The organism is Vibrio sp. 970 (assembly GCF_033339075.1).
On sequence record NZ_JAWOTW010000024.1, the window covers coordinates 39,249 to 51,652 of the forward strand.

At 44.0% G+C, this 12,404-nt stretch carries 12 protein-coding genes; 9 read left to right on the top strand and 3 right to left on the bottom strand.

What is annotated here, in order from left to right:
* Window positions 1–8: 8 nt before the first annotated feature.
* Window positions 9–1,085 (top strand): alanine racemase, encoded by a 1,077-nt coding sequence (alr, locus tag R7Q11_RS22905; protein WP_031777284.1) that lies wholly within the window; start codon window positions 9–11, stop codon window positions 1,083–1,085.
* A gap of 38 nt (window positions 1,086–1,123) precedes the next feature.
* On the opposite strand, the gene R7Q11_RS22910 is transcribed toward alr, so the two are convergent.
* On the bottom strand, window positions 1,124–1,543 hold the full coding sequence (locus tag R7Q11_RS22910) for a secondary thiamine-phosphate synthase enzyme YjbQ (RefSeq protein ID WP_042523680.1): 420 nt from the start codon (window positions 1,541–1,543) through the stop codon (window positions 1,124–1,126).
* 306 nt (window positions 1,544–1,849) lie between these two features.
* Here R7Q11_RS22910 and pgi point away from each other — a divergent pair, with 306 nt between their 5' ends.
* A complete protein-coding gene (pgi, locus tag R7Q11_RS22915; protein WP_005381270.1) occupies window positions 1,850–3,502 on the top strand; it encodes a glucose-6-phosphate isomerase in 1,653 nt (550 codons plus the stop codon).
* 99 nt (window positions 3,503–3,601) lie between these two features.
* On the opposite strand, the gene R7Q11_RS22920 is transcribed toward pgi, so the two are convergent.
* Both R7Q11_RS22920 and zur read right to left on the bottom strand, forming a co-directional pair.
* On the bottom strand, window positions 3,602–4,063 hold the full coding sequence (locus tag R7Q11_RS22920) for a chemotaxis protein CheX (RefSeq protein WP_005381269.1): 462 nt from the start codon (window positions 4,061–4,063) through the stop codon (window positions 3,602–3,604).
* Window positions 4,064–4,072: 9 nt separating this feature from the next.
* The gene (zur, locus tag R7Q11_RS22925; protein WP_005381268.1) at window positions 4,073–4,537 is read right to left on the bottom strand and encodes a zinc uptake transcriptional repressor Zur; all 465 of its coding nucleotides are present in this window, start codon (window positions 4,535–4,537) and stop codon (window positions 4,073–4,075) included.
* A 321-nt stretch (window positions 4,538–4,858) separates the two neighbouring features.
* Between zur and dusA the strand changes: the two genes are divergently transcribed.
* The 7 genes from dusA (at window position 4,859) to R7Q11_RS22960 (ending at window position 11,863) form a co-directional block, all read left to right on the top strand.
* On the top strand, window positions 4,859–5,839 hold the full coding sequence (dusA, locus tag R7Q11_RS22930; RefSeq protein ID WP_017821727.1) for a tRNA dihydrouridine(20/20a) synthase DusA: 981 nt from the start codon (window positions 4,859–4,861) through the stop codon (window positions 5,837–5,839).
* Between the two features lie 165 nt (window positions 5,840–6,004).
* Window positions 6,005–6,220 (top strand): envelope stress response protein PspG, encoded by a 216-nt coding sequence (gene pspG / locus R7Q11_RS22935; protein ID WP_005381266.1) that lies wholly within the window; start codon window positions 6,005–6,007, stop codon window positions 6,218–6,220.
* A 98-nt stretch (window positions 6,221–6,318) separates the two neighbouring features.
* Window positions 6,319–6,978 carry a TIGR04219 family outer membrane beta-barrel protein gene (locus R7Q11_RS22940; protein ID WP_005381265.1) on the top strand — a complete coding sequence of 220 codons (660 nt, stop codon included), beginning with the start codon at window positions 6,319–6,321 and terminating at the stop codon, window positions 6,976–6,978.
* 157 nt (window positions 6,979–7,135) lie between these two features.
* Window positions 7,136–7,366, top strand: coding sequence for a hypothetical protein (locus tag R7Q11_RS22945; protein ID WP_005381264.1), 231 nt, complete (start codon window positions 7,136–7,138; stop codon window positions 7,364–7,366).
* Between the two features lie 117 nt (window positions 7,367–7,483).
* Entirely contained in the window at window positions 7,484–9,355 is a 1,872-nt protein-coding gene (locus R7Q11_RS22950; RefSeq protein WP_017821725.1) for an assimilatory sulfite reductase (NADPH) flavoprotein subunit, read from the top strand.
* The gene (gene cysI, locus R7Q11_RS22955; RefSeq protein ID WP_136976337.1) at window positions 9,355–11,091 is read left to right on the top strand and encodes an assimilatory sulfite reductase (NADPH) hemoprotein subunit; all 1,737 of its coding nucleotides are present in this window, start codon (window positions 9,355–9,357) and stop codon (window positions 11,089–11,091) included. The genes R7Q11_RS22950 and cysI overlap by 1 nt, the downstream gene beginning before the upstream one ends.
* Window positions 11,084–11,863 carry a phosphoadenylyl-sulfate reductase gene (locus R7Q11_RS22960; RefSeq protein ID WP_005382748.1) on the top strand — a complete coding sequence of 260 codons (780 nt, stop codon included), beginning with the start codon at window positions 11,084–11,086 and terminating at the stop codon, window positions 11,861–11,863. The genes cysI and R7Q11_RS22960 overlap by 8 nt, the downstream gene beginning before the upstream one ends.
* Window positions 11,864–12,404 lie beyond the last annotated feature (541 nt).

A 12,404-nucleotide genomic window follows, 5' to 3' on the forward strand; every position in this document is an offset into this window, starting at 1 on the left:
TGAGCTATATGAAAGCGGCCAAGGCGTGCATTGATTTGTCTGCGTTGCAGCACAACTTACAGCGCGTAAAAGCTCAAGCGCCACAAAGTAAAGTGATGGCTGTCGTCAAGGCCAATGGTTATGGTCACGGATTACGTCATGTCGCAAAACATGCTAACCATGCGGATGCGTTTGGTGTGGCTCGTATTGAAGAAGCATTGCAACTGCGCGCTTGTGGAGTAGTAAAGCCGATTCTATTGCTAGAAGGTTTTTACTCTCCTGGTGACTTACCTGTTCTTGTGACGAACAACATCCAAACTGTGGTGCACTGTGAAGAGCAGCTTATCGCCTTGGAGCAAGCAGACCTTGAAACTCCGGTTGTCGTGTGGCTGAAGATTGACAGTGGCATGCACCGCCTTGGGGTTCGTCCTGAACAATATGACGAGTTTGTAACGCGGCTGAAGGAGTGTCCAAATGTAGCGAAACCGTTGCGTTACATGAGCCACTTTGGCTGTGCAGATGAGCTGGATAGCGATATTACCCCACAACAGATTGAGCTGTTTAAATCGTTGACTTCTGGTTGCCAAGGGGAACGTTCACTGGCGGCATCTGCGGGGTTATTGGCATGGCCTCAAAGCCATTTAGATTGGGTTCGTCCGGGTATTATCATGTATGGTGTGTCGCCATTCGATGACAAAACGGCGCAAGATCTTGGGTATCAGCCTGTCATGACACTTAAATCCCACCTTATTGCGGTACGTGAAGTGAAGAAGGGTGAAAGTGTTGGCTACGGTGGTATTTGGACCAGTGAGCGAGATACAAAAGTTGGTGTCATTGCTGTAGGGTATGGCGACGGTTACCCAAGAAGTGCTCCAAACGGTACGCCGGTGTGGGTTAATGGCCGTAAAGTACCTATTGCAGGTCGAGTTTCCATGGATATGCTGACGGTCGATTTGGGACCAGACGCAACGGATAAAGTCAGCGACGAAGCGATTCTTTGGGGGAAAGAGCTCCCAGTAGAAGAAGTAGCGGGTCACATTGGTACGATTGCGTATGAACTCGTGACTAAGCTAACGCCTCGCGTCGAGATGGAATACTCCAAATAAACAACGAAAGGCTAACCCAAGGTTAGCCTTTGTTTTATCTACTCACCGTTAATCGTAGCAATAACGCGGCGGCCGCCACCAAAGTCTCGATGCTCACCCAAGTAAATACCTTGCCATGTTCCTAAAGCTAATCGACCATTTTGGATTGGTACCGTCACACTACTGCCAAGCAGTGATGCTTTAATATGTGCCGGCATGTCGTCGTCACCTTCATAGGTGTGCTGATAATAAGGAGCACGCTCTGGCACAAACTTATTGAAGTGCGCTTCCATGTCCATACGCACGGTTGGATCAGCATTCTCATTTAAGGTCAAACTGGCGGAGGTGTGCTGAATAAATAAGTGTAATAAACCTACTGAAAGTTCGTTTATTTGTGGTAATTGTTGTTCAATTTCATCAGTTATCAGGTGAAAACCGCGGCATCTCGCTTTTAATTGCAGTGTTTTTTGTGCCCACATACGTGTTCCTTTGGAAATTTATAAATTGGCGTCTATCCTATTCCAATTAGAGCCTGTCATTAGTAAATGATATGATTCTTGTCATCGTAAATGAATTGTTCAATTTCAGGGCAGGGAACGTGACCTAACTCAATGTGAGTGTAAAAGCTCTCGGTCATAATTGGCGCCTGAAAAAAAATTACAAAGACTTGTTTTGTGGCAATTTGCCCAAACATCTAATTTATATTCTATTTGCTAAATCGGGGATTCCACAGTTTTCGCTAGACTGTAAGGAATGGAACCTACTGTAACATCGGGATAAAGACCATGTTGAAAAATATCAATCCAACGCAAACACAAGCTTGGAAAGCGCTAACGGCGCATTTCGAATCTGCACAAGATATGGATCTTAAAGAGCTGTTTGCTCAAGACGCAGCGCGTTTCGACAAATACTCTGCACGTTTCGGCTCAGACATCCTAGTCGATTACTCAAAGAACCTCATCAATGAGGAAACTCTGAAGCACCTGTTTGCTCTTGCGAAAGAGACCGAGCTGAAATCTGCAATTGAAGCGATGTTCAGTGGTGAAGCGATCAACCAAACAGAAGGTCGCGCTGTTCTTCACACTGCACTACGTAACCGTGCTAATACTCCAGTTATGGTAGATGGCGAAGACGTAATGCCAGCAGTGAACGCGGTTCTAGAAAAAATGAAATCATTCACTGAGCGCGTTATCGGCGGTGAATGGAAAGGTTACACAGGCAAAGCAATTACCGATATTGTGAACATCGGTATCGGCGGTTCTGACCTTGGCCCTTACATGGTGACGGAAGCTCTAGCGCCATACAAAAATCATCTAAACCTTCACTTCGTATCTAACGTTGATGGTACACACATCGTTGAAACGTTGAAGAAAGTTAACCCAGAAACGACGTTATTCTTGATCGCGTCTAAGACGTTTACAACACAAGAAACCATGACTAACGCGCACACTGCTCGTGATTGGTTCCTAGAATCGGCGGGTGATCAGGCTCATGTGGCTAAGCACTTTGCTGCGCTTTCAACAAACGCGACAGCCGTGTCTGAATTTGGTATCGATACAGCGAACATGTTTGAATTCTGGGACTGGGTTGGTGGCCGTTACTCACTATGGTCTGCGATCGGTCTATCAATTGCACTAGCAGTAGGTTTCGACAACTTTGTTGAGTTGCTTGATGGTGCTCACGAGATGGACAAGCACTTCGTATCAACAGATCTAGAAAGCAATATTCCAGTGATTCTTGCTTTGATTGGTATTTGGTACAACAACTTCCACGGTGCGGAGTCAGAAGCTATCCTACCTTACGATCAATACATGCACCGTTTTGCAGCATATTTCCAGCAAGGCAACATGGAATCAAACGGTAAATACGTTGACCGTGACGGCAATGCTGTAACTTACCAAACTGGCCCAATCATTTGGGGTGAACCAGGTACCAACGGTCAGCACGCGTTCTACCAGCTAATTCACCAAGGTACTAAGCTTATCCCATGTGACTTCATTGCACCTGCAATTAGCCACAACCCAGCTAGCGATCATCACCAAAAACTGATGTCTAACTTCTTCGCGCAAACTGAAGCTCTAGCGTTTGGTAAAAATGAAGAAACCGTGAAAGAAGAGTTGGTGAAAGTAGGTAAGAATGCTGAAGAAGTGGCAGCGATTGCGCCATTCAAAGTGTTTGAAGGTAACCGTCCAACAAACTCTATTCTAGTGAAGCAAATCACGCCTCGTACGCTAGGTAACTTGATCGCAATGTACGAACACAAAATTTTCGTACAAGGTGTTATCTGGAATATCTTCAGCTTTGACCAGTGGGGCGTGGAGCTAGGTAAACAACTGGCTAACCAAATCCTACCTGAGCTTGCAGACGAGTCTCAAATCAGCTCGCATGACAGCTCAACAAACGGTCTAATCAACGCATTTAAAGCGTTCAAAGCTTAATGTTTGAATAGATAAAGAAAAGGTCAGCAAATGCTGACCTTTTTATTGCCTGAGGCAAAAACAAAATAGGTTGGCCAGTGCCAACCTATTTTTTCTCTTTTATTCGAAGCAAATTTCGATAAAGGCATTTCCCCATTGGGAAGAGAAAGGCATGATAATAATTGAGCCTTCACACTTGTGGCGAATCGTATGACCTCGGCCCGAAACCACAACCGGTGTTGCCATATCAAAGTCAAAACCACTTTCCGCCAGAATGCGTTTCGCACCACCAGTAACCATGTTGGTGATCTCACCCACCATATCGGTCACTTCTTCATTGAGCCCATTTGGACGTTCACCAAGCATGTTCTGCATGATTTCTAGGGCGAGTGCTTCATCAAAGGTGATCGACATTGAACCACGAGTTTGTGGGCCTACCATACCAATCAGACCAGAAACGTCACCTCGTGCGATCTCATCTTTTTTGATTCGCGGTTTTTGTGGCTTCAGCTCAAGAGAAGCCATAGTTTTTAGCACGTTCATTAAAGAAGCTAAAAACGGGTTTACAAATTCAGCGCGCATAACGTTCTTCTATACTTTTTCTTTCGTCTCGGAGGAACAGGCCTGGCATTCACCATGAGTTTCAATAACTTGGTTGGTCAGTTTGAATCCATGCTTCTCGGCGTTTTCGGCTAACAAGGATATCAGCGTCTCATCTTCGAGTTCAACGACATCACCACATTTATCGCAAATTAGTAATTGGAAAAAGTGCTGCTGAGTATTGAAAGAACAACAAGTAATAAAGCTATTTGTCGATTCCACTCGGTGGATGAAGCCTTGCTCTAGGAGAAAATCTAATGCTCGATAAACAGTGGGCGGCTTAGCCTGAGGCTCACTCTCTTTTAGTTGCTCCAATAGCTCATACGCACTTGAGGCGCGGCGATTAGAACAAATGAGTTCAAATACGCGTCGGCGTTGCGGAGTCAGTCGTACTCCACGCTCTGCGCAGATACTTTCAATTTGTTCAATGATTGTTGGGTTCAAACCTTTCACCATAACTATCGGACGTGCTCTATGATAAATCATTTCTATACGAAGTTCGTTTAGAAATGCTTCATTTTACCCACTATCAGAACGAAAATCATGAATTAAAGCAAGTCGGTGGTGGTGTGAAGGCGGAATAATCATCACAGAATGAATCAACGAATGACAGATTCGTATTACTTCTGCGTATTCCTAAGCACTTGGCTAGTCAGCCAACCAAATCATTCTCGCTGAAACTAGCACCCAGAGGTGCTTGGGTATACAATACCCGACTTATTTTTTGAGCGTACTGCTGCGCTCGACCTTGGCAACATAAAAACGGGTGTTTATATCATGACTCATTCTTGCAGGCTCTCCGTAGCACCAATGTTAGATTGGACTGATCGTCATTGTCGCTACTTCCATCGCTTAATGACCAAAGAAACCCTGTTGTACACTGAAATGGTGACGACAGGTGCGATCATTCATGGAAAAGGAGATTTCCTGGCTTATAACGAAGAAGAGCATCCGTTAGCCCTTCAACTTGGTGGTTCAAACCCAGCAGATTTGGCTACGTGTGCCAAGCTAGCGCAAGAGCGTGGCTACGATGAGATTAACCTAAATGTGGGGTGTCCATCTGACCGCGTACAAAACGGTCGATTTGGTGCTTGCCTAATGGCTGAACCGCAGTTAGTTGCGGATTGTGTCGCAGCAATGAAAGACGTGGTCGATATCCCTGTAACAGTCAAGACTCGCATTGGTATTGATGATCAAGACTCTTACGAATTCCTAACGGATTTCGTTTCTATTGTTTCAGAAAAGGGTGGCTGTGAGCAGTTCACTATCCACGCACGTAAAGCATGGTTAAGTGGTCTAAGCCCAAAAGAAAACCGTGAGATCCCACCATTGGATTACCCACGCGCTTACCAATTGAAGCAAGACTTCTCACACCTAACGATTGCGATTAACGGTGGCGTGAAATCATTAGAAGAAGCAAAAGCACATCTTCAGCATCTTGACGGTGTGATGATTGGTCGTGAAGCATACCAAAGCCCATATTTACTGGCATCGGTAGATCAAGAGTTGTTTGGCTCTAATGCTCCAGTGAAGAAACGCAGCGAAATTGTTGAAGAGATGTATCCATACATTGAAGCGCAATTAGCGAAAGGTGCGTACCTTGGTCATATTACCCGCCACATGTTAGGTTTGTTCCAAAGCATGCCCGGTGCTCGTCAATGGCGTCGTCATATCAGTGAAAATGCGCACAAACCAGGTTCTGGTCTAGAAGTATTGCAAGACGCGCTAGCTAAGATTCCAAAAGAATTGAATGTGTAAAATTCGCCAGTGAATGGCTAAAATTACCAACTAAAGAATGATAAAGCCAGAGTGCAGAAATGCCTCTGGCTTTGTTTTTTTTATTAAAAATCATAATCTTAACTTCGTTTCTGTAAGTTGGTATGGAAACTGCTCTGTTTATTGAAAACAAATGGAGAAGTGATTATGTTGGAGCTAATCTTTATTTTAGTCTTTGCGGCGACCTTGTTGGTTACGGGTATCACAATGATGACCGTATTCGCAGCAACTGGTATTGCGTTAGTTGTGATGTTTTTACTGGGAATGGTTGGAGCGGTACTTAAACTATTACCATGGTTAATCGTGATTGCATTGGGTATTTGGTTCTTCAAGAATTACGTCGCTCAGCCCCGCTATAAATAATGAGTAACATCATTTAGTTGATGGAGAGGCGTGAGAATATGGTATATTTCCTCTCACGTCCTCTACGTGAATATCAGCTATCTCGGAGTAAATACTACATGACAAATAAAGCGAACATCGCTTTAACGGCATTATCGTTGGCAGTATCTTTTCCTGTTTTTGCAGAGTACTCTGTATCGACAAAAGTCGGCGCAGAGGTATGGGCTGCCGACACTAAAGTTAATGAAGTGAGACGAGATAGCAGTACCGCAGGCACTTTTTACGCGGCGATTGAACATGATGTTAAATATGTCCCTAATGCGCGCCTTCGTTACTCAAGTGTTGATGCGGATTACATGGGGTTCGATAAGCTCGATTTAACCTTGTATTACCACGTTCTAGAGCATGATTTATTGCACTTTGATGCGGGTCTCACGTTCAGTAATTTAAGTGACACTAAATACATTGATGCTGGCTCAAGCAGGCGTGTAGAAGAATTTGATGAGCTGATTTGGGCTTGGTATGGTTACGCAGAAATTCAAGTTCCGGATACAAACTTTGATGTGATTGGTGAGATAAACTTTGGTGACAACAAAGGTATCAAAAGCACCGATTTCATGGCAGGTGTTCAATACAATGTACCGCTCGAAAAAGCTCGACTGGCTTTTCGTGGAGGTTACCGTGTGATTGATTTAGAGTCCGATAAATTCATGTCGGATCTAGGGAAAGAGTTTATTTTTGCTAACGGCTTCTTTGTGAGTGCGGAATACGCGTTCTAAATTCAGCCATGTTAGATATTCGATTTACTTAAAACGTCGCTTTATAAGCGGCGTTTTTTTATATCACTTCATTATATCTAATCGAAATTTCTCCCTATTTGGCTGACTTAGACCATGCTTACCTAGGAGCAATGTGAAAGTTAAAGCAGGGATAGCGATGACAATAAATGAACTAAGACATCTATTCCGTGAAAATCAGCTTATCGAAGCGATTATTGAGCCTGCAATCCAAGAGGGTGGTTGGGTTGTAGAGTTCAGACATGCGCGCGGTGGTTTTGTTTTTCTAACGGACAGTCACGGCGAAGAATGTCTTTATGAAGATTTGGATACTGCGTCAAAATCGGCAATGGCAGTAGGCTTTCAACAAGTCCGCATTGAAGATCGATGAGCAAAAAGTAAGCCGTTCTTACTTCCAAAAAGTTATAAAACATTCACTTCTATTCTTTCTTGTTATTAAGGAGAGTGGGTACTCTATCGTCACGCAATGAATAGGGATGTCGTGATAATGTCTTTTCAAAAGAATGAGTATTCTCACAAGAATGTGTCTGAAGATAATAATGGGCAAGGAGGAAATCCTCCAATCGCAAGCCCTCTGAATGACCAACAAATTAGCTCACTCCAACAAACTGTCTCTGAGTTGTCTTCACAGCAACTTGCTTGGGTCAGTGGGTATTTTTGGGGATTAGCTCAAAATCAACCAAACACAGCGGTAACGCCAATTGCACAAGCAACGGCAGCCGTATCAGCGAAGCCAGCAGGTAAGTTGAGTATTATTTTTGCTTCCCAAACGGGCAATGCTAAAGGTGTTGCTGAAGCTCTGGAACAGGAAGCAAAAGCAGAAGGAATTGCAGTCGAACTTTTTGATGCAAGCGATTACAAAGGTAAAAACTTAGCCAAAGAAACGCATGTCATTATTGTGGCATCGACTAACGGCGAAGGCGAAGCGCCAGACAATGCCATTGAGCTACATGAGTTTTTGCAATCGAAGAAGGCTCCTAAGCTGCCAAACCTGCAATATGGTGTTATTGCATTGGGAGATTCTAGCTACGAGTTCTTCTGTCAGACCGGTAAAGACTTCGACACTTACCTATCAAAGCTAGGCGCGACTCCATTTATCGAGCGTCTTGATTGCGATGTGGATTATGAAGCCCCTGCAACTGAATGGCGTAAGAATGCGTTAGACAAGGTAAAAGATACACTGTCTTCTGGCTCTGAAGCGGATGTGGTTCAACTTCCTGTGGGTCAAGCTGCGACTGCGCACTCTCCTTACAATAAACAAAATCCGTACACTGCGACGTTACTGACCAGTCAAAAAATCACGGGCCGTGACTCTGGAAAAGACGTTCGTCATATAGAAATCGACTTAGAAGGCTCGGGCTTAACGTATCAGCCAGGTGATGCACTAGGTGTGTGGTTTGAAAATAGCTCGGAACTTGCAAATGCCATTCTTGGTAAGGTCGGTTTGTCTGGGGTTGAGACTGTTGACGTTGATGGTGAAAGCTTGTCAATCCACAGTGCTCTCGTGAGTAAATATGAAATCACAACATCTAACCCGCAGCTCATCACAAAGTTTGCCGAGTTATCCGGTAGCAAGAAGCTACAAAAGTTAGTTGAAGATAAAGATAAGCTTCGCGAGTACTCTGCAAATACTCAAATCGTTGATGTACTGGCAGAAAAGAAAACCAAGTTAACCGCAGATGAATTGATTGGTTTGCTTCGTCGCCTTACTCCACGCCTTTACTCTATTGCATCAAGCCAAGAAGAGGTCGATGAAGAAGTACACCTAACGGTTGCTTTGGTTGAGTACGAACAAAACGACGAAAAACGATATGGTGGTGCGTCTAGTTTCTTAGCACAGCGTCTCGAAGAGGGGGGTGAAGTTAAAGTATTTGTTGAGCATAACAACAACTTCAAACTGCCGGAAGATGATAGCACTCCAATTATCATGGTTGGTCCTGGTACAGGGATCGCACCATTCCGTAGCTTTATTCAGGAGCGTGAAAACCGCGATGCTGAAGGCAAAAACTGGTTGTTCTTTGGTGATCGCACGTTCACTCAAGACTTCTTGTACCAAGTGGAATGGCAAAAGTATCTCAAGTCAGGAGTACTAAGCCGATTGGATGTTGCCTTTAGTCGTGACCAAGTAGAAAAGGTTTACGTACAACATCGCATCTTAGAAAACGCAGCTCAAGTGTGGCAGTGGATCCAAGAAGGCGCTTATATCTATGTCTGCGGTGATGCAACGCGTATGGCAAAAGATGTGCACGACGCATTGGTTATCGTTGCTGAACAAGAAGGCAAGATGCCGCGTGACGATGCAGAACAATTTATTAATGACCTACGTAAAGCGAAACGTTATCAGAGGGATGTGTACTAATGACTTTTTCTACGGACAATAATAAGCAGGTTGTATTAGGTGAAGAGTTAGGGCCGCTATCTGATAACGAGCGCCTGAAGCGAGAAAGCAACTTATTACGTGGCACCATTGAGCAAGATTTACAGGACCGTATTACTGGTGGCTTTACTGCCGACAACTTCCAGTTAATTCGTTTCCACGGTATGTATCAACAAGACGATCGTGATATCCGTAATGAACGCACAAAGCAAAAACTGGAACCATTACATAATGTGATGCTTCGTGCTCGTATGCCTGGAGGCATCATCACGCCAACGCAATGGTTAGCGATCGACAAGTTCGCAACGGAGCACTCTTTATATGGAAGTATTCGTCTGACGACTCGCCAAACGTTCCAGTTTCATGGGGTATTAAAACCGAATATTAAGTTGATGCATCAAACGCTCAACAGTATTGGCATTGATTCGATTGCAACCGCGGGTGATGTAAACCGTAACGTGTTGTGTACCACTAACCCAGTGGAGTCAGAGTTACACCAAGAAGCTTACGAATGGGCGAAGAAGATCAGTGAGCATTTATTACCAAAGACGCGCGCTTATGCAGAGATTTGGCTAGACGGTGAAAAAGTAGAAAGCACGGAAGAAGACGAACCGATTCTAGGCAAGAACTACTTACCACGTAAGTTTAAAACTACAGTGGTTATCCCACCGCAAAATGACGTAGATGTACACGCTAACGATCTCAACTTCGTAGCGATTGCAGATAACGGTAAGCTGGTAGGCTTTAACGTCCTGGTCGGCGGCGGCTTAGCGATGACGCATGGCGATACATCAACTTATCCGCGCCGCGCTGACGACTTTGGCTTTATTCCGCTGGACAAGACACTTGATGTTGCCGCAGCTGTAGTAACAACTCAGCGCGACTGGGGTAACCGTTCAAACCGTAAGAACGCAAAAACCAAATACACATTGGATCGTGTAGGTAGCGATGTCTTTAAAGCGGAAGTCGAGAAACGTGCTGGTGTTAAGTTTGAGCAAAGCCGTCCATATGAATTCACAGAACGTGGTGACCGTATTGGCTGGGTAGAAGGAATTGATGGTAAATATCATTTAGCGCTTTTCATCGAAAATGGTCGCTTATTAGACTTTCCAGGTAAACCACTTAAGACGGGTGTTGCTGAAATTGCCAAAATCCACAAAGGCGATTTCCGCATGACAGCAAACCAAAACCTAATTGTTGCGGGTGTACCTAAAAACGAAAAAGCGAAGATTGAAAAGATCGCTCGTGAACATGGCTTAATGGACGACGGCGTAAGTGAACAGCGTAAGAACTCAATGGCTTGTGTTGCTTTTCCAACTTGTCCGCTAGCGATGGCAGAAGCTGAACGTTTCCTTCCTCAGTTTGTTACTGATGTTGAGGGGATTCTGGATAAGCACAACCTACCAGAAAATGACAACATCATTTTGCGTGTAACTGGGTGTCCAAATGGTTGTGGTCGCGCAATGTTGGCTGAAATTGGTCTAGTTGGCAAAGCGCCGGGTCGTTACAACTTGCACCTAGGTGGTAACCGTGCCGGTACTCGAGTACCAAAAATGTATAAAGAGAACATCACGGATAAGCAAATCTTAGAAGAGATTGATCTGCTGGTGGCTCGATGGTCGAAAGAGCGTGAAGAAGGCGAAGCCTTTGGCGATTTCACTATTCGTGCTGGCATTATCCAAGAAGTGCTCGTATCAAAGAGGGACTTTCATGCTTGATTCTGTAGCATCCAAGCTGGAGCTCACAGAGTTACTGACATTAACAAAGACGGAGCAAATCCTCCGTCTTGCTCAAATTAATGTCGAGCTCGAAAAGCTTTCAGCACAAGAGAGAGTAGCGTGGGCTTTAGATAATCTAGAAGGCGAGTTCGCGGTTTCTTCTAGTTTTGGTATTCAAGCCGCGGTTATGCTTCATTTAGTTACTCGCGCCAAAGCGGACATCCCCGTCATTCTAACCGATACTGGTTACCTGTTTGCTGAGACGTACCGATTTATCGATGAGCTGACAGATGCTCTCAACCTAAATTTAAAAGTTTATCGAGCCAAGGAAAGTGCGAATTGGCAAGAAGCTCGATATGGAAAATTATGGGAGCAAGGCGTAGAGGGAATTGAAAAATACAACAAGCTCAATAAAGTTGAGCCGATGCGTCGAGCGTTAAAAGAGCTTAATGTTGGAACGTGGTTCTCTGGACTGCGTCGAGAGCAAAGTAAATCTCGTGCAGGTTTACCGATTCTATCAATTCAGAACGGTGTGTTTAAATTTCTACCAGTAATTGATTGGACTAATAAAGACGTTCATTACTACTTAGAACAACACGGCCTTAAATACCACCCATTGTGGGATGAAGGTTACCTTTCAGTTGGTGATACACATACTACTCGTAAATGGGAGCCGGGAATGTCAGAGGAAGAAACTCGATTCTTTGGCTTAAAGCGAGAATGTGGCCTACACGAAGATGATGGCTCTGAACAAGATGGGTCTGGCATATAGCCATAATGCTCTTTAAATAGAGTTTAGGTTAAGTTTAATAAAGATAGCTGCAATAAAGCAGCTTTCTTTATTTATGGTACTTGAAAAACACGTCTCAAAGAACAATTCTGTGGATAAGTTGTGTGAGAGTTTGGGGTAAAGTTGAATAAATAAAGGTTTGATCGAAAACTCATCGTTTAACCATTATTTTTGCAATTTTTGAAAAATAACACTTGCCAATGTGAGCGCGATCTCTATAATGCCTCCTCGTCGACAGGGCAAGGCCTCACAAGGGGTTAAGCGAAGTTGATAAGGCTGAAAAGAAAAACGAAATAATTTGAAGAAAGTGTTTGACACAATAAATTATCTCGCTAGAATGGCCGCCTCTTCCCAAGTGATGTCAATCACAAAGAAGAGTTGCTCTTTAACAATATAGACCTATCAATCTGTGTGGGCACTCGTTGATGATAATCCAATTAGATACCTCGGTATCAAATTAGGTTTCAATGAAACGAAGTGACCATTGAATCGAAAGATTCAGCACAGTCAATTCAAACATTAC